The sequence below is a fragment of the Paenibacillus periandrae genome (genome assembly GCF_022458865.1).
Classification (GTDB): Bacteria; Bacillota; Bacilli; order Paenibacillales; family NBRC-103111; genus Paenibacillus_S; species Paenibacillus_S periandrae.
The window spans coordinates 19572-42073 of the sequence record NZ_JAJNMU010000026.1 but is presented as its reverse complement, the minus strand read 5'-3'; the positions used below and the strand labels follow the sequence as shown (position 1 = coordinate 42073).

At 47.8% G+C, this 22502-nt stretch carries 21 protein-coding genes; 8 read left to right on the top strand and 13 right to left on the bottom strand.

Features of this window, described 5'->3' with window-relative positions; genetic code table 11:
- The first annotated feature begins 6 nt into the window (after positions 1–6).
- From LRL21_RS34905 to LRL21_RS34890, 4 genes are read left to right on the top strand one after another with little or no spacing between them, the layout of a single operon-like run.
- Positions 7–882 (top strand): carbohydrate ABC transporter permease, encoded by an 876-nt coding sequence (locus LRL21_RS34905; protein WP_240420431.1) that lies wholly within the window; start codon positions 7–9, stop codon positions 880–882.
- A gap of 48 nt (positions 883–930) precedes the next feature.
- Positions 931–1824: an AraC family transcriptional regulator gene (locus LRL21_RS34900; RefSeq protein ID WP_240420430.1), complete on the top strand. Its 894-nt coding sequence runs from the start codon at positions 931–933 to the stop codon at positions 1822–1824.
- Positions 1825–1856: 32 nt separating this feature from the next.
- Positions 1857–3191 (top strand): LLM class flavin-dependent oxidoreductase, encoded by a 1335-nt coding sequence (locus LRL21_RS34895; protein ID WP_240420429.1) that lies wholly within the window; start codon positions 1857–1859, stop codon positions 3189–3191.
- Positions 3192–3243: 52 nt separating this feature from the next.
- The gene (locus LRL21_RS34890) at positions 3244–4182 is read left to right on the top strand and encodes a dipeptidase (protein ID WP_240420428.1); all 939 of its coding nucleotides are present in this window, start codon (positions 3244–3246) and stop codon (positions 4180–4182) included.
- A 10-nt stretch (positions 4183–4192) separates the two neighbouring features.
- Here the strand turns inward: LRL21_RS34890 and LRL21_RS34885 are convergent, their stop codons facing one another.
- From LRL21_RS34885 to LRL21_RS34860, 6 genes are all read right to left on the bottom strand, one after another.
- On the bottom strand, positions 4193–4369 hold the full coding sequence (locus tag LRL21_RS34885) for a hypothetical protein (protein ID WP_240420427.1): 177 nt from the start codon (positions 4367–4369) through the stop codon (positions 4193–4195).
- Between the two features lie 56 nt (positions 4370–4425).
- Positions 4426–4854, bottom strand: a complete 429-nt coding sequence (locus LRL21_RS34880; protein ID WP_240420426.1) for a DUF6157 family protein — start codon at positions 4852–4854, stop codon at positions 4426–4428.
- 195 nt (positions 4855–5049) lie between these two features.
- Entirely contained in the window at positions 5050–7137 is a 2088-nt protein-coding gene (locus tag LRL21_RS34875; protein WP_240420425.1) for a hypothetical protein, read from the bottom strand.
- A 401-nt stretch (positions 7138–7538) separates the two neighbouring features.
- A complete protein-coding gene (locus LRL21_RS34870; RefSeq protein WP_240420424.1) occupies positions 7539–8033 on the bottom strand; it encodes a hypothetical protein in 495 nt (164 codons plus the stop codon).
- A gap of 181 nt (positions 8034–8214) precedes the next feature.
- On the bottom strand, positions 8215–9930 hold the full coding sequence (locus tag LRL21_RS34865) for an ABC transporter ATP-binding protein (protein WP_240420423.1): 1716 nt from the start codon (positions 9928–9930) through the stop codon (positions 8215–8217).
- Between the two features lie 148 nt (positions 9931–10078).
- Positions 10079–10963, bottom strand: coding sequence for a helix-turn-helix domain-containing protein (locus LRL21_RS34860; RefSeq protein WP_240420422.1), 885 nt, complete (start codon positions 10961–10963; stop codon positions 10079–10081).
- Between the two features lie 571 nt (positions 10964–11534).
- Between LRL21_RS34860 and LRL21_RS34855 the strand changes: the two genes are divergently transcribed.
- Both LRL21_RS34855 and LRL21_RS34850 read left to right on the top strand, forming a co-directional pair.
- Complete coding sequence (locus LRL21_RS34855) at positions 11535–11825, top strand: hypothetical protein (RefSeq protein WP_240420421.1); 291 nt, start codon at positions 11535–11537, stop codon at positions 11823–11825.
- A complete protein-coding gene (locus tag LRL21_RS34850; RefSeq protein WP_240420420.1) occupies positions 11818–12606 on the top strand; it encodes a phytanoyl-CoA dioxygenase family protein in 789 nt (262 codons plus the stop codon). Before LRL21_RS34855 ends, LRL21_RS34850 begins: the two co-directional genes overlap by 8 nt.
- 97 nt (positions 12607–12703) lie before the next feature.
- On the opposite strand, the gene LRL21_RS34845 is transcribed toward LRL21_RS34850, so the two are convergent.
- The 6 genes from LRL21_RS34845 to LRL21_RS34820 form a co-directional block, all read right to left on the bottom strand.
- The gene (locus LRL21_RS34845; protein WP_240420419.1) at positions 12704–13522 is read right to left on the bottom strand and encodes a squalene/phytoene synthase family protein; all 819 of its coding nucleotides are present in this window, start codon (positions 13520–13522) and stop codon (positions 12704–12706) included.
- Between the two features lie 113 nt (positions 13523–13635).
- Positions 13636–14295 (bottom strand): HAD family hydrolase, encoded by a 660-nt coding sequence (locus LRL21_RS34840; RefSeq protein ID WP_240420418.1) that lies wholly within the window; start codon positions 14293–14295, stop codon positions 13636–13638.
- A 241-nt stretch (positions 14296–14536) separates the two neighbouring features.
- Positions 14537–15913 carry an ABC transporter substrate-binding protein gene (locus LRL21_RS34835; RefSeq protein ID WP_240420417.1) on the bottom strand — a complete coding sequence of 459 codons (1377 nt, stop codon included), beginning with the start codon at positions 15911–15913 and terminating at the stop codon, positions 14537–14539.
- Between the two features lie 41 nt (positions 15914–15954).
- Positions 15955–17511 carry an ABC transporter substrate-binding protein gene (locus LRL21_RS34830; RefSeq protein WP_240420416.1) on the bottom strand — a complete coding sequence of 519 codons (1557 nt, stop codon included), beginning with the start codon at positions 17509–17511 and terminating at the stop codon, positions 15955–15957.
- 69 nt (positions 17512–17580) lie between these two features.
- Positions 17581–18120, bottom strand: coding sequence for an RNA polymerase sigma factor (locus LRL21_RS34825; protein WP_240420415.1), 540 nt, complete (start codon positions 18118–18120; stop codon positions 17581–17583).
- A gap of 133 nt (positions 18121–18253) precedes the next feature.
- Entirely contained in the window at positions 18254–19687 is a 1434-nt protein-coding gene (locus tag LRL21_RS34820) for a hypothetical protein (protein WP_240420414.1), read from the bottom strand.
- A gap of 170 nt (positions 19688–19857) precedes the next feature.
- Here LRL21_RS34820 and LRL21_RS34815 point away from each other — a divergent pair, with 170 nt between their 5' ends.
- Together LRL21_RS34815 and LRL21_RS34810 are read left to right on the top strand one after the other, a co-directional pair.
- Positions 19858–20004, top strand: a complete 147-nt coding sequence (locus tag LRL21_RS34815) for a hypothetical protein (RefSeq protein ID WP_240420413.1) — start codon at positions 19858–19860, stop codon at positions 20002–20004.
- A gap of 24 nt (positions 20005–20028) precedes the next feature.
- Positions 20029–22089, top strand: a complete 2061-nt coding sequence (locus tag LRL21_RS34810; protein ID WP_240420412.1) for a peptidoglycan D,D-transpeptidase FtsI family protein — start codon at positions 20029–20031, stop codon at positions 22087–22089.
- A gap of 138 nt (positions 22090–22227) precedes the next feature.
- On the opposite strand, the gene LRL21_RS34805 is transcribed toward LRL21_RS34810, so the two are convergent.
- Positions 22228–22449, bottom strand: coding sequence for a hypothetical protein (locus tag LRL21_RS34805; protein ID WP_240420411.1), 222 nt, complete (start codon positions 22447–22449; stop codon positions 22228–22230).
- Positions 22450–22502 lie beyond the last annotated feature (53 nt).

Sequence of the window (22502 nt, the reverse complement as noted above, 5' to 3'; positions counted from 1 at the left end):
GTACCTATGAACACTTCGCGTCTCTCAGACAAACTTTTTAGCTGCATCGTTACGATATTGCTTTCTATACTTGCAATTTTGACTTTATATCCCCTGCTGTATGTCGCTTTCGCCTCTGTAAGTGATGGCAGCCAGTTAATTGCTCATCAGGGCCTGCTCTGGAAGCCTCTTGGCTTTAACCTCGGCGGCTATGAAAAGGTTCTTGCCAACCAAGCCTTGTTTAAAGGCTACATCAACACGTTGTTTGTCGTCGGTGCCGGGGTTGTATTGAATGTCGCACTGACCACCTCAGCCGCATTTGTGATGTCGAGAAGAAACGTGCTGTGGAACAAGTTTTTTATATTTTTTATTATCTTCACCATGTTCTTTAACGGCGGCTTGATTCCGCTCTACCTGATCGTGAAGCAAACCGGTCTCCTCAATTCGTTGTGGGCTGTTGTCCTGCCTTTTGCCATGAACACCTTTCATTTGATCATTATGCGAACAGCCTTTCAAGCTCTGCCCGAAACGTTGGAGGAATCCGCCAAAATGGACGGTGCTCACCACTTGACGATCCTGCTGCGAATCATTATTCCTCTCTCCATGCCTGTCATTGCCGTAGTTACTTTATACTCTGCGGTAGACCGCTGGAACGCCTGGTTTTATGCTTCGATTTTTTTGAAGGATCGCGGGCTGTATCCTCTCCAGCTTGTGCTGCGTGAGCTGTTGATTGCCGATTCGACGGATACGATATCCAGCGGAGCTGTTAACGAGTTATTACAGATCGGAGAAACGATCAAATACGCTTCCATCATGGTCGCAACCTTACCGATCCTGTTGATTTACCCATTTCTGCAAAAGTATTTTATTAAAGGCGCTTTGATCGGTGCTATCAAGGGCTAAACTGATGGAAGCCGGCTACCAGCCTTGCTGAAGGAAAGAGGTGGATACATGAGTCAAATGGTGGAACCTAAGCCGAAGTTTCAGGAAAGCAACTACATTTTCCATTATCGTCGTACTACTCAAGAAGGAGATTGGGAGCAGATTCATTCCCACCAAGGCATCGAATTCCTATATGTGCATGAAGGCAATGGTCACCTTATCTTTGATCAAAAGCTGCATTCGGTATCGGCCGGTACATTACTGATGTGCCAGCCTTACCAGCTGCACAAGTTCAAAATGAATATTTCCCGGGAATCGCCTTATATTCGGTCCGTATTGGTGTTTGATCCTTTTTTGTTGGAGCGCTATGCGGCAGCTTTTCCCGCTCTGCACGCTTTTTTCCATAAAATTTGGAAGGCAAGACTGGATCAGCAGGTTTTTCAGCTTAATCCCGAGGATCAAATGCTGCTCAGTCAGCTGCTTCAGGATTTCCATACAAGTCTTAATTCCTGTCCGAGCTTGCAGCAAACTGAAGAGGTCGTGCTATTTCTCTTCACCCTGCTGCGTGAACTCCGCAAGCTCGCCGAAGCTGGACAGAAGCATGCGTCAGACGGTTCGCTCCGAACCAACAGCCGGCATGTCGAGCAGATGATGGCATGGATCGAAGAGCATTTTCAAGAGGAATTTTCGCTGGATCGTTTGGCGGAAAGCCTGCACCTCTCCCCCTACTATGCATCCCATTTGTTTAGTAAGGAAACCGGCTGTACGTTGAGCCAATACGTACTGGCCCACCGCTTGCGCGAGTCCCGTCTGCTCCTCTCTACCACCGATTTAACGATCGCCCAGGTTGGACAACAGACCGGCTTCAACAGCAGTGCTTATTTTGTCAAATCGTTCAAAAGCAAAATGGGGATGACTCCGCATACGTATCGCAAGCAAGTCAACAAATCATTCGAAGATTAAATTCTGGGGCCTACAGAAAGGGGAAATCAACTATGAGCAATCAAAATAAGCAAATGAAGCTTGGCGCAATATTAATGGAAACCGGACATCATGTCGCAGCCTGGAGACACCCTAATGCCGGAGCCAGCAGGGTTGTAGACGTTAAGTACTATCAGGAAATGGCTCGCACAGCGGAACGGGGCAAGCTGGACCTCGTTTTTTTTGCCGATACGCTTGGCGTTCCTAACTATAGCTCCTTTTTCGATCACAATGTGACCATTCGTCTGGAGCCGCTTACTTTACTTGCTTCCCTGGCAGCGGTTACGAGCCACATCGGCCTGGCAGCTACAGCCACAACCACCTATAACGAGCCTTTCCATATCGCTCGCATGTTCTCATCACTAGACCACATTAGCGGAGGACGCACGGGCTGGAACGTGGTGACTTCGGCACTGGCAGACGAAGCGATGAATTTCAGTAAAGAATACCATTTGGAGCATTCCCTCCGTTATGAACGCGCCAAGGAATTTTTGAAGGTCGTGACCGGATTATGGGACTCCTGGGAAGACGATGCTTTCTTGTTTGATAAGGAGTCAGGACATTTCGCGGACAGCAGCAAAATGCATGTTCTCCATCACCGCGGGGAGCACTTTAATGTGCGCGGCCCCCTGAATATCTCTCGCGCTCCTCAGGGCTACCCGGTTATTATTCAAGCCGGCTCCTCAGAGGAAGGCCAGAATCTCGCAGCTCAAACGGCCGAACTCGTTTTCACCGCACAGCCTACACTTGAAAGAGCACAAGCTTTCTACTCCGGGCTTAAAGCGAAGGTTGCCGCATTCGGGCGAGCAGCGAACGAGCTGCTCATTATGCCTGGTGTGTTTCCTGTGATTGGAGCCACCGAGCAGGAAGCCAAGGATAAGCTGGAACAGCTGCAAGAGCTGATACACCCCGCTGTAGGGATTGATGTGCTCTCACGTAAGCTCGGACACGATATTTCCGGATATCCGTTGGATGAACCGTTGCCCGACCTGCCTGAAAGCAATGGAGATAAAAGCCGGAATCACCTGCTCATCGATATCGCCCGCAAGGAAGGGCTGACCATTCGTGAGCTGTACATGAGGGTAGCCGGTTCACGTGGTCATCATACAGTCGTTGGCACACCGGCACAGATCGCCGATCATCTGGAGGAATGGTTCATTAAACAAGGCGCGGACGGCTTTAATATTATGACTCCGTACTTGCCGGATGGTCTGGATGAGTTTGTCGATCTCGTCGTACCGGAATTGCAAAGACGTGGACTGTTCAGGACGGAATATGAAGGGACCACGCTTCGTGAGCATCTCGGACTGTCTCGTCCACACAATCAATTCACACGCGAGTCCCAATAATATAGCAGCATGATGACAGTGTGGACATTTTATCAGAATGGAGACGAGGATAATGAAAGTTATCGATGCGCACTGTGATGTGCTGAACAAGATGATGCTTCACCCGGAGATCGACTTTCATGATGCGGATCGCTTGAATGTTACGCTTGAGCGTTTGATTGAAGCAGGCTCTGTCTTGCAGCTGTTTGCCGTGTATATGTCCGTACAGATCATCAATCCGCAATTCGATCACATCCTGAAAGCTATTGATTTGTTTGCTTCCAAAATTGTATCTCACCCGCAGATGATGCAGATTCGATCTGCAGCCGATTTACAGCAGGCTGAGGCAGAGGGTCGAATCGGAGCCATGCTGACGCTCGAAGGCGTTGAACCGTTAATGGGACGAGAGCTTTATCTTAGGACGCTCTTTCATTTGGGCGTCCGTTCTATCGGAATCACATGGAACTATGCGAATTGGGCAGCCGATGGAGTGAAAGAACCGCGACAAGGAGGCTTTACGTTAAAGGGCAAGCAATTCGTGAAGCAATGCGATGAGCTCGGCATCATTCTCGATGTGTCCCATCTGACGGAGAAGGGGTTCTGGGAGCTCACAGAAATGTCCGATCGGCCATTTATCGCCTCCCATTCCAACGCCTACGTCATTTCTCCCAACGAACGCAATTTGACCAAGGATCAAATCCAGGCGATCCTGCAAAAAGACGGGCGCATTGGCCTCACCTTTATTCCCCCCTTGGTCAATTCGGAGAAGCCAGCTGTTATGACCGACCTGCTGCGGCATATTGATTATATAGCCTCGCTGGGAGGCAGTAAGCATATCGGCTTCGGGTCCGATTTTGATGGCACAGCCCAGTTTACGAACGGACTTGAGCATATGGGTAGATACAACGCGCTCGCGGAGCTTCTTGCCAACCACTATTCGAATGATTTTGTGGAAGGCTTGCTGCACAGAAACTGGCGTTCCTTCTTTGACAAACAATTGCCTGCTACGTAACTACCTTTGTTCATAACCACCAGTATATAACAATTGTGATCGGATAAGGCCAAATGCAGTCGACGGGGATCCGATCGGCTTTGACCATCCACAGCAGCCCGCTGCCGCAGCCAAACTCCAGAACTTGGGGTGACTGCGCTGCGGGCTCTATCTGATCCAGCAGCCAATAGGGCTTTGTGAGATCCAATAAATTATCTTGTCTCCCCTTTATGTTTTGAAGGAAAGGCCTCAACTGAGAATATTCTACTTTCCCTTGCTATTGCGCATAGCGGCGACCAGCTTGATATCGGCATGATCGCCATCGATAAAATGCTGATACTCAGCAGATTCCATAGGGACGAGAGCCATTTTTCCTTCTGAATTAAAATGAATGCCCCATCCGTATTTCTTGGGCAGCATGGATGCCCTTAGGCAGGCCGTCGGTTTTTGAAAAAACTCATCTCTGTGTTGAGCTCCACGCTCCAATAATACCTCTTGAGGAATTTCCTTGTGTCGTATGTGTACTTGGTACAACAGCTCTTCCTGCGTATATACATATGGAGCCTGCGACACTAACTCAAATTCAATTCCGGGCTTTGTCTTTCCAGACTTCTTATCTGGCGGCACCGTACCCACCACCGCAGGACAGTCCGGTGAAACCGTAATAAACGTATTATAATAATTCCATTCCATAGCTAACCCTCCATCCACATCGAACTGTAAGTGTTGCTAAAGCCAGTTGAATAACGATACCAGCCGCTGTTTCCTATGCTTGTTTTTCTCCATTATAACACGAATAAAAGCCCATTTGATTGATGGGCCTGCCGAAGCATACAACGAGCCGAGACCACACCGTATCACGGTATGGCCTCCTTGTATCATTACTCATTACGGCTCAAACCGCCGCGCCAACTCCACATCGCTTCTTACATCCTCAGCATAATAGGGATAACCGAAGGTTCGCTTCACCCGGGCCATAAAATAAGGCTTGTTATGCTGGCTCCAGAAAAATCCAAGACGCTCCCAATGGCCGCAGGCTTCCTCCAGCAGGACAACAGCCTGCTCTTGATGAGATGACTTCCCATTGAGCCTGTACCGATTCAGCTCCAATGCAGCGGCAAACTTGCAGCGGTAATAGTGTCCCATCGCCGCGTAGGCTTGTAAATCCAGCAATGTGCATTCCGCATGACTGCCCCGGTATTCGCCAAGAATTGTATCCAGATGAGCTGCGGCAAGCTCGGTAGCTTTGGCTGATTCATCAAGAATGCGTATAATATCGGCAGGTGTTTCCCCGTATTGTGCCTGTAAGGCCTCCAACCGTCCATCTTGCTCAGCCTGAGCATACTCAACAATACCCATCACGCCTACTCCAGGCATCGGAACACCATCGACGAAATCGAGAATGGTTTTGAAGCCGCTCACCTGGGACAAGCAGCTCTCTGCATGCCATTGAAAATCATAGTCGATCCAGAACAAGCGATTTACAGCAGGTATAATTCGCGAAGCCACTCGCAGCCCCTGTAAAAAGTCGGGAGCATGCTGCGGTCCATATTGCTTTTGCAATAAATACGTCCACGTCGAATCGTCGGTTTCCGGGTCATAGGCAAGTCGTCCCCATAGCTGGAACTGCAGCAGGTGCCGCTCAAAATCATACTTCCACGTTTTATGTCCATGGTCGATATGCTGAAAATCACGTCCCCACACATAACCATCTGAGCCCCAATAAAATCCTTTTATGTAGGGCTTGATCATTCCTTTTACATAGGCTCTCACATAATCGGGGTCACCCCAGCGGTGGGTGAATACATCATCATTGCGCACCGTGTATAAAATTTGGGTCGATGACAGATCAATCCCATCCCAAGCGTCCCACAGCTTCTCGAACTGCGGCTCCGGATGGGAGTAAGCATGGGCATTCGAATATTTCCAGCTAATATAGAACTGCTTCGGATCGAATAACGGCTGTACCAGCTCCTTGATTTCCTTGCCGGCACTCTGCATATTGGTACGATGAATGAACGGGATGGTCCGCCCCGATTGCTTGATGGCTTCCACATATGTTTCGACGATCCACTGCTCCCGTTCGTGCCCGCTGCCATCCATCCATTCGCTTGCCGATGTCCCCAGCCCCTTAAGCTCTGGATAAGTGATCAGCACCTGCAGCACCATCTCACGAATATAATCGCGGATTACCTCGGATTGGCCGCGAAAGCGATTAAGCGGCAGGCCTACGCGGTGAATTAGCTCATCGTACATATCGCCGTAATCCCCAACATTTTCCGGGAGCCCCAATCCGCGCGCTACCTCCGGCGTCAGCCTGATATTCCATGTAAACAAATAAATATCTATACCACGATTAGCTGCATGACGAAACAGCTCACGGAAAAAACGAATATTGCGGTCGATCTGTACATCGCTGTAAGGATTGGCTTCCCTGTACTTCGACGATACGACCATCAGATGGTAAGGGTGCTCGGACCACAGGCTGAGGCAATTGTAACGATTCAGCGCCAGCATATCGATATACGTGCGCCAGAACTCGATATCCATACATGTGGCCGCATTCAGCACAAACGGGTCGCCGTCATCAAATGGAACATAAGGAAGATTGTACTTAATACCACGAACACCAAGCGCAGGCTCACGGCTGATCTCCTCGTTCGCCTTCAAATCCTCTCCACGTCCAAGGCGTTCAGCCCACTCCAGACACCCATACATGACACCACGGGAATCCGAGCCCTCAATGTGCACCCGGTTTCCACTTTTATAAATACGAAAGGCTTCATTCGCATACAACGGAGCCTGATTTCGTGCTGTCGGCATGTTTCGAATTATGATTCCATGATCAGGCAGCACAACCGTTCCATGTCCCTCAAACTGCTCGATATAATAAATACCTTTAAGCTCAAGAGCTTTTTTTAACTGCTCCACACCAAATTCAATTACAGCATCACGATGATTGTAAATCAGCTTCACGGACTTGTCCTCCCTCAACCCTATTCTCGTTCACTTAGCCTTGCGTGTTCAACACTTTTTGAAGACTGGCCCCATGTTACCATGGATCAGCACGGCGCTGAACAGACACTTTTTGTACTGCTGAAGGTAAGACATTACCTGTTATCCAATTACAGCCATAGTGCTGCTTTAGACTTACATGTATCTATAAAAGAGAGACAATTATTCACTCCCAGGCTGCTCATTTACATAGGTAAGACAAAAATTGATCTCCAGGAAAAATACAAAAAAATAGTGAAATGGTGCATATTGGTGAAGACTCAAAATCAAAAAAGATCGTACTATCCGGCCCAAAGGACTGAATACTACGATCTTTGTATAACGCAAGAACCCACTTCTACACACAATAAGTTTTACTTAGCTTACCTGTTTTTCAATCGGTCTACGTCGGATTCCAATGCAAAAATACGCTTGTTAACGATGTTGAATTGATGCTCGTGATCGATCAGAGATTCCGTATGGCTTCCTATTCCAGTTTCATTGTTCTTCAGCCGCTCGTTGATTTCCAGAACAGCCTGACGGATGAATGGAATCTCTTTCACATCCTCTTTGGTTGCCAGAGTAGCCATGATGACTTTGATATCAGCTATATCTTTGGAGTTACTATCTACCCTTTTCTCCAAACCATCAAATCTAGTTTCTAACCCATCAAATCTAGCTTCTAACCCATCAAATCTAGCTTCTAACCCATCAAATCTGGCTTCTAACCCATCAAATCTGACTTCCAGACCATCAAATCTGACTTCCAATGCATCAAACCTGTTCTCCAGTCGATCAAAGCGTTGCGTAGTGTTGACCTGCTCAACCTTAATTTCTTTCAATTCTGTTAAAATTTGCTGCAATATCAGGTCGCTCATCCGATTAACCTCCCCGACTGTCCGTGTTTAAACAGCATACCAAAGTGATAACGATTTTTCCATAGAGATTGCATAATAAGTGATAAAGCAAACCATATAACAGGAACATTTGTTCTTATTTTACTATATCATATATTTATTTCCATATCAATCAACTTTGGCGGTGTGTAAACTGCGTATTTTACGAACCAAATTGCGCCTGATGCAGACGACTGTAGACACCACCAGCGGCGATAAGCTCGCCGTGCTGGCCTTGCTCAGATATGCCATCCTCGGTAACAACAATGATCCGGTCGGCATTCTTGATCGTAGCCAGTCTGTGGGCAATAATCAGCGTCGTACGTCCCTTGGACAGCTCGGTTAGCGACTGCTGAATGGCTGCTTCGGTTTCGGTATCCAGTGCCGAGGTCGCTTCGTCGAGGATCAGGATCGGCGGGTTTTTCAAAAACATTCTGGCAATCGCAAGCCGCTGCTTTTGTCCACCCGACAGCTTCACACCCCGCTCACCGATAATCGTGTCCATGCCAAGCTCCTGTGAACGGATAAATTCCTCCAGCCGCGCACGTCTGGCCGCTTCCCATATTTCCTCTTCGCTTGCATTCAGCTTGCCGTAGGCAATATTTTCCCGTAAGGTTCCGGTGAACAAAAATACGTCCTGCTGGACAATCCCGATCTGCTTGCGCAGCGAGGACAGCTTCATTTGGCGAATGTCGATACCGTCAATTTTGATGCTTCCCTCCTGAACCTCATAGAACCTGGGCAGCAGGCTGCAAATCGTCGATTTTCCAGCACCTGAAGGACCTACAAAAGCGATCGTTTCCCCTTGATGAATCGTCAGATCGATGTTGTGCAGCACATGGGCCTGCTCCTCATAGCCGAACGAAACACCACGATAACGAATATCACCGCGCAGCGAGCTCACTTCCACCGCATCCGGAACATCGTCAATATCCGGGGCTGTCTCCAGCAGCTCTGTGTATCTTTTGAAGCCGGCAATCCCCTTCGGATAGCTCTCAATAACCGTATTGATCTTCTGAATAGGCTGCAAAAAGACATTAGTCAGCAGCACGAATCCGATAAATGATCCATAGCTCATCGACTCATTCAGCACAAACCACGTTCCGCTAATAAGCACGATAAGTGAAACCGAGCGCATCAGCAGGTAGCTGATCGACGAATTCCAGGCCATAATCTTGTAAGCAAGCAGCTTGGTGAGCCGGTAACGACCATTGTTCACAGCGAACAGCGATTTTTCAAACTCTTCATTCGAAAAAGCCTGTACAACGCGAATACCGCCTACATTATCCTCCACACGGGCATTAAAGTCGGCAATATCGGCAAACATGCGCCGGAACGCAGCTGTCATTTTTTTGTTGAAATAGATGGAAAAGAAGATCAGGAAAGGCACCATCGCAAAAGTAAGAATAGCCAGCTTCACGTTGATGGATAGCATGATGGCAAATGCTCCAAGCAGCGTCATCACAGCAATGAATAAATCCTCAGGCCCATGATGCGCAACCTCGCCAATTTCCATCAGATCGTTGGTCATCCGAGAAACGAGATGGCCTGTTTTATTATTGTCAAAGAAACGGAACGACAGCTTCTGTACATGCTCAAACAGCTTGCGCCGCATGTCGGTTTCAATATTGATTCCGAGCTTGTGCCCCCAGTAGTTGATCACAAATTGCATGCACATATTGATTACATAAATCACAAGCAGCCCTAAGCACGCCCATAAAATCAAGGTCCAATCTTTACTGGGCAGCAGTTTGTCTACCACCTGATTGACGGCAAGCGGAAATCCGAGCTCCAGTAAAGCCGCAAACACCGCGCAAGCAAAATCGAGAATAAAAAGCCCTTTATAAGGCCGGTAATAGGAAAAAAAACGGCGAAGCATCCCAATCACTTTCCTTTCTCTGTATCCGAATGTATTTGTTCTCTGCCCCCATCATAATCAATTTTGAATCATTATTAAATCCCTAATTCCATTAATAGCCAAACTTTCCTTCAAGAGCACTGAATAACTAACCCTCGGTAACCTCTTGTTAATGAGGGAAAATTCCGTTCGGTTCCTGCTCGGTTTCCTCTTCAGAAATATGCGTTTTCCCGGAAGCCTTGCGGTACTCAGACGGTGACATACCTGTCTGTTTTTTGAAAATACGCGAAAAATAATACAGCTCCATTCCGATTTCATCGGCTATCGCAGAGATCGTATGCTCGGTTGTTGTGAGCAGTCTGCGTGCCTTGTCCAATCTTTTTTTATTAATATAGACGATCGGGGAAAGACCCATCATGGTTTTGAAATAATGCATAAAATAATTCGGGTGAAAGTGCACCAGCTTAGCCAGCTCATCTACCGACATCTGCTCGGACAAATGGCTTTCGATGTAGGACAGCACACTATGAATCTTTGATGTGCTCGTAGTTGCAGTCAGATGCGGCTGCTCGGTAGACTGCTCGATATATTCGGAAATAATCTCAAGCAGGATCGATTTGATCCTCAGCGGTGCGGTCAACGTATTGCTGCGATGCAGGTCAACCAATTGCTGAAATTGCTGCTCCAGCCGCACCTCATCCTGAACCTGAATCCAGTGCGGCTGCTCCAGCATTTGGAACAGATTCACATCTCCCACCGTAGCCGAGAAATGGCACCAGTATTTGCCCAGCGGGTCGGCATCATCCCGTGCATAAGCCAGCTTCATCCCGGCCGGAAGCAGATACAGCTGACCTGCTTTCGGATAATAATCCTTGCCGCGAATGTGAATCCACCCGCTGCCCTCACGTATATAATAGAGCCGATTCACGTCGGTCATTCGATATGAATCCCGCCAGCTCGGCCCAACCTTCGTGTAATGAGCCATCTGCATCATGATTTGAGCATTTTCCAAATAACTGCGTATCAATTGCAGCTGCAGCTTGTCCTGATCCATATGAGCCCTCCATTAGACTGATAACTCCTTAGTATTGTGTAAACATATGCTACTATCATACATCCTCAGATCGCCTTTTGCATACTACAATACATATATCAGCTGCTCACACAAGCCTGATACCGCTTACGAGGTGAAAGTGCCAAAGCTAATTTCAATGCCACTTGAGTAACAATCAGCAGTGAGTTTTATTAAGACAATACTCAACAACGCTTAGTGAGCAAGCTTGCTTCGCAAATTCAAGAAGTCCGGTGAATAATGAGCGCAGCGGCCAAATGGTCCTGGAGAAGCGTCATCGTTCGCCTTTGAAATCGTGAATAAACCACTTCATCTCATCCCATTTCACGATTTCAACAGTTGAGAGTTTGCTAAAGCAAACTGGCTTCGTAAGCACTACCCAGGAAGGATATTTGGCCGCGAAGCGGGACTTATTCACCGGACTTCTAACCGCTACGAAGCTAGTTTGCTTCGCAAACTCTAAGTAAATGCTTTCGAAGCAAGTTTGCTTCGCAAACTCTAAGTAAATGCTTACGAAGCTAGTTTGCTTCGCAAACTCTAAGGAGGACTATTCATGAGCTTGACCAGACAAAAGATTTTGATACTCCATTCCAGCGATCCCGATCTCGAGAGCCGCACTGTAGCCTGGGCGCTCTACGACAGCACAATCCCCAAGGGGCAGCTGCAGATGAACACGGGCGATTCCAACGAGCCGATCTACGGTTCCGTGCTTGACGCTATGCGCGACGGCTGGAACGTCATCCAACTGCCGACGATGCCGATCTTCCGCACTGGCTTTGAGCATGAACAAGGACATCTGCCTTATGAAACCGTATTGGAAAAGAAGGTGACGATCGATGAGTAGCATAGAAAAGCAGCATCTCCTGACCGCCAAGCAAATGGCCGAATTTGCCGTGAATGGCTTTATTCGATTGGACGAAATCGTCCCGCAAGAACTGAATGAAGCTGCTTATAAGGAGCAACGGGAATTCCAGGGCAACGGCTCCACCTACTGGAACGAATCGAAGGTGATTCAGGATATCTTTAATCTGCCTCAGGTAAAGGGAGCACTTCAAAGCTTTGTCGGTCAATATCCTATCTATGACCATTCATTTATGCATATTGTTCGCGCCAAGCACCTTAAAGGTCAAGGCTATCATGCCGATTCCGTCATCGATACTCGCCCGTTTGGCTATGACATTCAAGCGTTCTATTTCTCCCACGACGCGCCGGATGAAATGGGGCCAACCCTGGTGCTCCCTGGCTCACATTTGCGCAAGGTAAGCAATGGCAGCATCAGCCGCTATAAAAATATCGTAGGACAAAAACGGATGGTAGCCAAAGCCGGTACAATCGGTTTTCTCCATCACGGCATATGGCACTGCGCCCAGCCCAACCATACGGATGAAACCCGTTATGTGTTCAAGCTGCGGCTGCGCCCCGGTCAAGAACAGCGCAATCTGTTCAATACCGATGGTTACAATAGCGAGGAAGTTCGTGAGGTGTTCAAGAAGGCCTACCATCCTTGGTGCGGCGACGAGGCTCGTGTCAATCAGATCCAAACCGCCAAGTTCTGGCGTTTCTTATGCGGTGATGATAAGGTCGATACCTCATTTGAGGGTGCGCTCACCCGGATGGGCTTATAAGTAAAGCTTCCAAGCATTATGTGTCCAACACATAGAGGCTGTCCCACCAGTCAATTGACTTCGGGACAGCCTCTTCATTATTGCGATGGGAATACTATCATTCTGCGGATGCCTGATTCACAATCTCAATAACGGCAGCACGATTCAGCTTCTCTTCGCCAGCCTCCAGAGCTGATAGTGTGCCGTGAGCCAACGCTAACGGCAGCTTGCAGAAATCAAACACAGGGCCGGGCTTCAAATTAGCAACATAACGGTCAGCTAACGCCAGATTGCCGCGAGTGTAGGCGAACATTTCTTCCGTTCCCCACTGATCGGGAAAATAGTCGACTCCCCGTTCCATATCCTCTTTACGATTACGAAGAATATTAACCGTCTGTAAGCCGCGGCCAAAAGCTACAGCCTCCGTATAATCCGATTCGGTACCGTCATGCCATAACCATAGCTCCGATAGCAGCACACCTACCGCACCTGCTACACAATAAGTATAGCTGTCCAAATCCTCTTTCGTATGAACCTGCCAGTCCCTTTCAACCCAGCCCGCCATATCTCGGGCCATGGTTGAAGTCGATTCCCGTACGACGTCACTCGCCGACAACGGGCAGAATCGGACCCAATCCGCCAGTCGCAACGTAACCTCCGGCAGCACCGATTTATAAGGAGTTAACAGCGCTGCCAAGGCTTCCTCATAAACCGGCCGATGGAGAATGTCACTGATCTCATTCAACAGCTTAACCTTAATTTCGACCGCCAGAGAGGGGTCATCCTCGATCTCATCAATGGCCCGCATGCACAGATAAGCAGAAGCTACAGCCTCCTGCAAGCCGGGCACAAGACGACTGATCGGTATAAAAAAGGTTCGACTGGTTTCAGCCAATACATCCATCGCCTCTTGATATAAAGCGTTTGTCTCATTCATTATGTTGGCCTTTCTTTATATGGATTTGGTTAACTAATCTCACTTTAAGCATATAAATTTATTTTAGGACATTTTAGTATGTAAAAACAAGTCCAATTGCGGCAGACTGCCCCTTAATCACAAATTTTCTCTAAATACTCGATAACTTCCTGCAAGCTCATTTCGCTCATGGAATGAATCCTTAAATCATATTGGTCAAAAATAATCGATTTTGTAACCTCATTAGGCACAATAACACAATGTAAGCCTGCCGCCTTGGCCGCTTTTGCACCATTGGAGGAGTCTTCAAACGCGATCGCCTCATCCGCAGCTACTCCAAGCTCTTCTATTGCTTTTATGTATAAAGCAGGATCTGGCTTTACCTTTTCGACCTGATCGCCTGTTTTGATCACTTCGAAATAGTCCAAGATCCCAAGCTGCTTCAAATACCCCTCCACCCAAGCCCGATTAGAGCTGGAGGCCAGTCCAATTTTCAAACCAAGCTCCCGTGCAGTCTCCAGATAGTCCTTAACCCCATCGCGGATTTCCGACGCTTGTATTTTCACCAAATAACTTTCTTTGGCCAGCTTTCGAACGACTGTTGTTTCGGCTAAGCCTACCTTAGCCTCAAGGAATTGATTCAGCAGCGCATCATGAGTTCCAATAACCTTCACAAACTCCTCTAAAGGATAACGAACATTGTAAGCTTGCAATACTTCCTTAAAAGCTTCATACCATACGGTTTCCGTATCTATAATCAATCCATCAAAATCGAATACGACTGCTTTAATCATGAAAAAACCCCCATTCATATGCTTGCTTTGCTTATTTGCGAAACCATATACTCTATCGTACCATAAAAAATCCAATTAAAGCTTGGTTCCTTATCCATCTATCACGCTTTATCACTTTACCACTCTACTATAATAAAATAATAATCGATTATTCGGTTTATGTAAATACTATTTCGAATGGAATCACAAAGACCCCCAGCTCTGCTGAGGGAAACAATTCTTAGTGATTTCATCCGTCTTCCTACTTGACCTCAGCCGCATAAGCTTCATCCAGTGCCTGCTGACCCTGCTGCTGAATGCGCTGCAAGCCCTGCTCGACGGTAACTTCTCCTGTTAGCATAGCATCGACCTGCTGCTTGGCGATGGACCGATACTTTTCAAAAAATGTACCCGGTACGTTTTCATTATATCCGCCCTGCACCGTTTCCTCATATTTCACCTGATAAAAAGGCTCCAGACTATGCCCATCCATCTCATGGGCGAACTCCTTGCGAACCGGTAGATCGTTGGAAGTCTTCGCTTCAATCCTTGCAGCCTCAGCACCATTGAAATATTTAATAACCTCCCAGGCACTCTTTACATGCTCCGCCTGAGCATTAATGCTGTAGATCGGCGATAAATAAAAATTGGGATTACGCGTATGCCCCGGATCTGCTGATGGTGTGCCCACCATCCCCCACTCGAAAGCAGCTCCCCGCTGTCTTAGAGCATTGAGCTGTCCTTCATTGGAAATCGTCATCGCTGTACGGCCGATACTGAATAAATCCTCTGCCTCGACATCCTCTTTTTCATATCGGGTTTTGCCCGGCATATAATTCCATTGCAGCACACCGCTTCGATAGCCATCCATAACCAGCTGATAGATCCGCTTCCAGGAATCCGTCTGCATCAGCAGCTTTTTTCCTTCAGCATCTATCATTCCGAGTCCCTGAGCTTGTCCTATATAATCAGCCAAATCCTGTGGAGAGCTCATATAGCCCATATGAAAGCCATACACCCGCTCTCCTTTGCCACCCTCTGCTGGGAACCGCTGAGCCAAGCGGAACATATCCGCCCAGGTCATTTGGTCTGTCGGATAAGGGATGTGATGACGATCAAACAGCTCTTTATTATAAAAAAGCACAGAGCTTGAGAACTTAGGAGCTAATCCGTATATACTCCCCTGCCCTTTGATTCGTAAATAATCGACCGCGGCCGGCAGTAAATTGTCCAGATCAAATCGGTCCTTTTCAATGAGTGCGGACAGGTCGTACAGCTTTCCCTGCGAAGCCAGCTTCTCATAATCAAAAGAACTCGTGAACAGCAGGTCAGGCTTCTCCTGATCAATCAGCTTGGTCAGCTCCTGCAGCGGTTTTTTGCCGATACCATAAATCCCCTCCGTCGGTATAATCTGGACCTCCAATTCAGGGAACTTGGCAGCAAAATAATCGGCATACATATATTCAAAAGTATTCTCGTTGCCTATGGCAATACGAAGCGCCCCCTTGGGAGCTGCGGCCGCTTCCTCCTGCTTGTCACAGCCACTTAATACAAGCGCAAAGCCTACGATGGACACAGCAAGCCAATGCCATCCCGGATTCCGTGTCGTTTTGCTTTTCCTACTGAAAGCTACTTTCATGCTCAATCGCTCCTTTATCGGATGCCGTACAGCTCCATGTATTAGTTTCGGCTATCGAGCAGTGCCGAGAACAGCGCATTTTGCGAATCCTCCTGCAGCTGCTTCAAAGCGTCGTCCAGCTTCAAGCGCCCTTCCACTACCGCTTTCATCTGTTTGACTGCCAATGGGCTGTACGCTTCCATGAACTTGCGCAGCGCACGAGGATGAAGTCCCGATTCGGCTCCTACCGTGCTTGGCTTCATGCTATAGAACGGCACATAGTTGCGGCCATCCTCAGGCTTTAAGGATTGCAGTCTCACAGACAAGCTGCCCCCTCCTGCAGAACGGTTCAACTTCTTCATAATTTCCGCACTATTGATAAGCTTGATCATTTCCCAGGCCGCCCGTTGATGTTCGGATTGAGCATTCACTGCATATACAGGACCCAGTGTGAACGATGCGGATTCATTGGGTCTCGATGGATCAACAGGCTCGCTGACTATATCCCAATTAAATGAATTCATTTTATACTGTGATTTGGCCGTCTCCAAATCCCTGCTGAGTGAATAGCTGGAATAAGCCATTGCTGCCTTGCCGGTAATAAAAGGATTCCTTTTGTACATATCCTCCATTCGGATATTGCCCTGCGGATTCGCCCTTGGCTCAGGCTGATATACATAACCTTGGCTATACCCGTCAGCAGCGAGACTCCATGCCTTTTTCCATCCGTCTGTTCGCAGCGTTACCTGATTCCCATCCGCATTCGTCATGCTCAAACCCATCGTTTTGGCAATTTGCCCGGCCAATTGTGAGGCTTCACTGTAATAGGTAGGCAACAGTCCATACACTCGATCGCCGCCTTGCCCGTTCGCCGGAAAACGAGCCGCCAGCTGCATCGTCTCTTCCCAGCTCATCCCGCTTTTCGGATACGGCACACCATATTTGTCGAATAGATCCTTATTATAGTAGAGCGCGTTCATCTCGTAATCGGGCGCCAGACCATACAGCTTGCCGTCAGCTGCCGTTCGCAGTGTTTCCGTAACGCCGCTGTACAAGTTGTTCAGATCATAGCTGTCCTGCTTCATTACAGGATCAAGCGGATTCAGACGGCCTTCCTTGGCCAGCTCACCGTATATATTCGGGGACAGGTAAACGACGTCGGGCTTTTCCTTATCCAGCAGCTCAAGGATTTTGTCCTTATCGTCAAAGCTATTCCAACCGTTATCCCCCATCGTAATGACCTTGACCTCAATATTCGGATAACGAATGGTGTAGGCTTTGCCATAGTGCATCATGAAGGTGTTCTCATGGAAATAGGCGACTTTGAGGGTGAATTCCTTTTCTGCATCGATAGGCTCCAAAGCCATCGGAACAACAGGCTTGGACATGGGACCGACTATGCTTTCTAACCGTTCCCATTGAAAAAAGCCGAAGACAAGCATCACAGATATAGCCAGCAGCGGAGCCAGCTTCAGCCACCGCCTGTTTGTCGGACGTTCCTGCATCTCAACACGCTCCTTAATTTTTTGCATTAAATCCTTGGAAAAGCCCGCTTCACCTTTGGGGATTGGTGAATTTGCCAGCTGTTTCTCCCAATATTCCGGTTCGTTGTGCTTCATATGGTCTCCCCCTAAAAGTTTGCATAGCAAACTTACTTCGTAAGCATTAACTTTGTTTGCGGAGCAAACTCACTTTGTAGGCTCCATGAGCTTGCCAACCTTCAGCCGGGCCCGATACAATCTGGACTTTACCGTACCCTCGGAAATGGACAACAGCCGGGCTATCTCGGTATGCGTCAGTTGATGATGGGCATGCAGCAGCAGTACCTCACGCAGCTTGATCGGGAGAGCTAGCACAACCAGCCACACTTCCTCGCTTACAAGCCGATTCATTGCCTCTGTTTCCGCTGAAGGGGCACTCTCCCCTTTAACCAGTGGCGTTCCAAATGGCATAACCTTGCGAAACCAGGCCGAGCGCCAATGGTCCCTGACCAAATTTCGTGTAATCGTGAGCAGCCAGGTTTTCACGGAGGCCTCTCCCCTATAAGAAAACAAGCGTTCATATACCCGTACAAACACATCCTGCGTAATATCGTCCGATAGCTCGGATTGCCGCGTCAAAAAAAATGCATAATTCCATACATCCTCTCCATATGCCACCATCAAATCCTCTAAGATGACATTTTTGTCCATTCCGCTGGAGAGCGATTTCAAATATTCAAATGCCACCCTTGTTCACCTCTCACACAATTGGACGAAGCAGCGGATAAAAGGTTCCCTTTTCCAATCTTTATGGTCAATAAAATAACGCCGTGCTAACACGAGGAGAACAGCGTCAGTACGGCGATCAAAAAGACGATCTTTATTTAGTTTGATTTGAACCCGTAACCTCCGCGGCGCCAAACAGTTCATAGTCCCAGAAGGTACGGCTTTCGTTGCGCGTTGTATTCGTGATCGTATTTCCATCCACTTTGAATAGATCATAATGATAGCCCTCTACATAAGCACCGTAGGGAAGGTCTGCTCCATAATCCCCATAGAGCTTTGTGACGTTCAGCTTTGTATCCAGAGCATACGTGCTGTATGAAGGCGAGTGGGTTTTAATAATCAGCGTCCCTTCACTTGTTCTCGGATAACCAAAGTGTGGAATCTCTACCTCCGCTCCCTGAAACAGATCGTTCACAGTTGAAATCTCACCTTGAGAACTAACGAGCAGCAGCTTCCAATTATCGCCCGCCACCCAGTGACTTCCATCTGCATTGCTCCAGGACCCACGGATCATGGAAAAAGGCAGCTCGGTAACGGCTTTCCCCCGAATCAGATAACTGAGCTGATATTCTTTCGGTCCTTGAAAGCGTCCTTTCACCGGTACGTCGACGATAATAGAAAGCATCAGCAGGGTTTGCTTTTCGCTCAAACGATGCGTCAGAGCACGGTAAGTCACCCCGTTATTCACAGCATCAGGATACTGCGCGAAAAGCGTCTGACTTTCACTCAGGTACTTCGTCAAAGAGGTCAGCTGCAGGTTATTGTAGTAGAGCTCATCCTGCTTGCGTTCCAAAACCTCCTCATCCTTATAGGTCCACATCCATTGCGATGTATGATCAAACAGCTCTCCCACCGTTTTCCCCCTGATCCACTGCGGTGGCTCCTGAAGAGATTTAGCGATTTTTAAGTAGCCGTTTTCGTTATTTTTGTACATATGATTCCGGATGTACACATAATTTTCATCATCATATTCGATACGGTCTAACAGGCGGCTCTGATCTGTTGTAATCGTTAGTCCAGCTATGCTCTCCCACTGCATATTCATATGAAATAGATCGTGAGCGAAGCGCCAACTCATCGGAAAATACGTAATGTCACGGAATTGCAGCAGTGGATACGCCTCTGATGCTTGATCAACCGGCTGTCCATATACCGTAACGGCAAAGGATGCGACCGCGGCATTGTAGCTGGCACTCAGACGATTTGTGACGGAATCATCCTGACTCCATTTGTCTTTGCCCGGCAGCCCCTGCTCATAGCCTGGAACGATCGTAAGTCCGTTTTGCTGGCTCCAAGTGTAAGCAAGCCCTAATGCGCGCGCAGCGTTCCAGGTAAGCGGAAAGTAAGTAATGTCTTTATAGGTAATCAGCGGGTAGGCGCTATGCTCCTGATCGATCTGCACCCCATCCAACGTAATGGAAAACTCGGGGATTGTAACTTGCACTTGCCCAGACTGTGCCTGAAGCTGCTGCGGCAGCTGGCCAAGCAACACGATGAATAGCGCTGCTATAAATAAAAATCTCCACATCGCGGTTTCCTCCTGCATTTATAATTATTTTCCAATCAGTTAGACGCTGAGGTACATGAATTAGTTTCATACGAGTATTCACGCTTTGAAAAATAACTGTTTTTTTATAATTAATCTTTCGCCTTATTGATCATTCCCGTGGTAAAATAAAGGTAAAAGGAGAGTCATGGATGCGAAACACAGAAAGCCATCAGCACAAGGGTAATCAATGGCGCAAGGCTATCGTTTATCTCATGCTCGGACTGCTAAGTGGCATTCTTCTCTGGGTGATTGTGCTATGGGCCGCCTTACCTGCGAATACTAATGTAACTAATTGAATACGGGGCTTGGAGAGTGAATGAATGGCAAACCAATTTTCACGATATACGGAGGAACCGCCTGATCAGAAAAAGGGAAGAATACAAAAACATTTTTCGATACGGCTGAACATATTCTTTTTTGCTACCTTTTTGATTTTCACTGTACTGATTGTGCGTTTGGCTATTTTACAGTTTGTCGAGAGCAAGTACCTGAAGGAAGCAACATCCGAAATTACTAAAAGCAGCAGCCCCATTGCCCCCATCCGAGGTACTATCTATGACCGCACGGGTTATCCAATCGCACAATCGCGGTCGATGCAATCCGTATATTACCGTGTAGAAGGGCGAGCCACCGATAAGGATGACATTATCCGCCTTGCCAAGGAGCTTGAAGATATATTTGCCCGCTTCGGTAAACCGGAGCAAAAACGTCTCAGTGCTGGTGATATTCTCAAGCTGATGGATGTCGGATTCGACATGGATAAGAATAAGGCGAAGGAACCCAGCTATTATTCCGTTCCCCGAAGAATCAAAACCGACCTGACCAATACAGAAATTGCCTATTTATTGGAGCATCGCGACCAGCTTCGGGGCATTGAAGTGTTTGAGGATAGCATCCGTGTGTACGACAAGCAAAGCATCTCGGCCCAGCTCGTCGGCTATATGAAAAGATATAATGCTGCAAGAAACCCGGTTTCAGGACTTGATTTCTACAAAAACAAGGGTGACGAATATTTGGAGGTGGAGGATGTCGGATTTGACGGGCTGGAGCTGATGTATCAGGATGAGCTTCGCGGGCAAAAAGGAATCAAGTCGTATCCGGTCAATGCTCTCCAAAAAATTATTGGCCCTGCCACACTCACACCACCGGAAAAAGGACACAACCTGCATCTGACCATCGATAAAAATGTACAGCTGGTCGCCCAGCAAGCGATTACGGATCATTTGAACTTTCTTCGCAACCGCCGTTTGGCAGGCGATATCGCCTACGCGCCTAACGCCCGCTCGGGCTATGCGGTAGCTATGGAAGTCAAAACCGGTAAAATCGTAGCGATGGCCAGCATGCCGGACTATGATACAAACACGTGGACAGGCGGCATGAGTACGGAAGAATATAACCAGATCATGCCTTTTATCAATAACGGTACGATCACAACCTCTTACCCCGATTATCCGGAAAAAGAGCGCAACAAGCACCCATCTTCCCTGGTCTACATGGGCTCTACAGTTAAACCGTTGTCGGTACTGATCGGCTTGATGGAAAATGTAATTACACCTTCTTCTACTTATAGCGATGGCGGCTCATTTACGTTCGGCAAGGATAAACGAACCATCAGCAACTCGGACGGACACGCCTATGGATTGCTGAACCCAACAACGGCCATTCAAGTATCGTCCAATACGTTCATGTCAGCCATGATCGGGATACCGCTGTATAACAAATACGGTGGCGAGAAATCAGAGGTACTCGACGTGTGGGCTAAGTATTTTGCCGAATTTGGGTTGGGTGTCAAAACTGGCAGCAAGCTGCCCAACGAGTACGAGGGCTCCAATGAGTTTTATAAAAATGCCAAGTCCAGCAGCTATCAATCTGCTATGGTCTATGCCTCCTGGGGACAAAACGAAAAGTACACGACACTGCAGCTTACGCAGTTTGCCGCAACATTGGCCAGCCGGGGTAAACGCATGATGCCGCAATTCGTGGAGAAAGTGACCAAGTCGAGCGGTGAGCTTGTTCGTGGTTATGAGCCTGTAGTCCTTAACGAGGTTAATTATCCGAAAAACTATTGGGATACGGTCATTAATGGAATGCGCAGCGGAGCGGAAGGCATTGAAGAATTGCCTTTTCCTGTAGCTCGCAAAACCGGAACCTCCACACAGGACGTTCCTGGCGGACGTGTAGATAACGCGGTATTTATCTCTTTTGCCCCTATCAATGATCCTGTTCTGGCGATAGCCGTTGTCGTACCCGAGGGTCGGTTCGGAAAGTACGGGGCCGCACCTATCGCTGCCAAAATGTATCAAGCCTATGATCAATATATCGGTGGTCTAAGTGCGCCTGCTGGTGCTGCCGGAGCTGGCAATACAGCAAAAAGACCCTGATGCTATCTGCATATGTAATGAGAACAAGACCTCGTTTGCCCGGATCCGAGCAGTCAAGGTCTTGTTATGTTATACATTGTATACTGATGCTGCATACAACACAGGTGGAAGTTATGTCTGAGGGTGTGAGGAGACTTCCTACGCAGTTTGCGATAGCTGGCCTTGTTTGTGCTTCAGCTCTTCGCGCAGTTCATTCATCAAGCGATTAAATTCTTCTTGAAGTGTATGTAATTCCGAGTAATAGTTACCTTGTAGGCGATTAAGCTCGAAGAGAGATAGTCCTGTAAAATACTGATACTCCGTATAGCAACGGTTTGAAGCATCCACAATCGACTCATGATTTCCCTCGGACATTCTCATCAGCTATCCACTCCCCTGCAAATGGTATTTTTGGAATAAATAAAGCATAATTT

Bases quoted from the DNA above. Each gene is read 5' to 3' on its own strand.
- LRL21_RS34850 (WP_240420420.1), top strand. From the start codon at position 11,818: ATGAGTAGCATAGAAAAGCAGCATCTCCTGACCGCCAAGCAAATGGCC.
- LRL21_RS34820 (WP_240420414.1), bottom strand. From the start codon at position 19,687: ATGTGGAGATTTTTATTTATAGCAGCGCTATTCATCGTGTTGCTTGGC.
- LRL21_RS34810 (WP_240420412.1), top strand. From the start codon at position 20,029: ATGGCAAACCAATTTTCACGATATACGGAGGAACCGCCTGATCAGAAA.
- LRL21_RS34865 (WP_240420423.1), bottom strand. From the start codon at position 9,930: ATGCTTCGCCGTTTTTTTTCCTATTACCGGCCTTATAAAGGGCTTTTT.
- LRL21_RS34830 (WP_240420416.1), bottom strand. From the start codon at position 17,511: ATGAAGCACAACGAACCGGAATATTGGGAGAAACAGCTGGCAAATTCA.
- LRL21_RS34900 (WP_240420430.1), top strand. From the start codon at position 931: ATGAGTCAAATGGTGGAACCTAAGCCGAAGTTTCAGGAAAGCAACTAC.
- LRL21_RS34815 (WP_240420413.1), top strand. From the start codon at position 19,858: ATGCGAAACACAGAAAGCCATCAGCACAAGGGTAATCAATGGCGCAAG.
- LRL21_RS34855 (WP_240420421.1), top strand. From the start codon at position 11,535: ATGAGCTTGACCAGACAAAAGATTTTGATACTCCATTCCAGCGATCCC.
- LRL21_RS34895 (WP_240420429.1), top strand. From the start codon at position 1,857: ATGAGCAATCAAAATAAGCAAATGAAGCTTGGCGCAATATTAATGGAA.
- LRL21_RS34890 (WP_240420428.1), top strand. From the start codon at position 3,244: ATGAAAGTTATCGATGCGCACTGTGATGTGCTGAACAAGATGATGCTT.
- LRL21_RS34845 (WP_240420419.1), bottom strand. From the start codon at position 13,522: ATGAATGAGACAAACGCTTTATATCAAGAGGCGATGGATGTATTGGCT.
- LRL21_RS34905 (WP_240420431.1), top strand. From the start codon at position 7: ATGAACACTTCGCGTCTCTCAGACAAACTTTTTAGCTGCATCGTTACG.
- LRL21_RS34840 (WP_240420418.1), bottom strand. From the start codon at position 14,295: ATGATTAAAGCAGTCGTATTCGATTTTGATGGATTGATTATAGATACG.
- LRL21_RS34870 (WP_240420424.1), bottom strand. From the start codon at position 8,033: ATGAGCGACCTGATATTGCAGCAAATTTTAACAGAATTGAAAGAAATT.
- LRL21_RS34860 (WP_240420422.1), bottom strand. From the start codon at position 10,963: ATGGATCAGGACAAGCTGCAGCTGCAATTGATACGCAGTTATTTGGAA.
- LRL21_RS34835 (WP_240420417.1), bottom strand. From the start codon at position 15,913: ATGAAAGTAGCTTTCAGTAGGAAAAGCAAAACGACACGGAATCCGGGA.
- LRL21_RS34880 (WP_240420426.1), bottom strand. From the start codon at position 4,854: ATGGAATGGAATTATTATAATACGTTTATTACGGTTTCACCGGACTGT.
- LRL21_RS34805 (WP_240420411.1), bottom strand. From the start codon at position 22,449: ATGAGAATGTCCGAGGGAAATCATGAGTCGATTGTGGATGCTTCAAAC.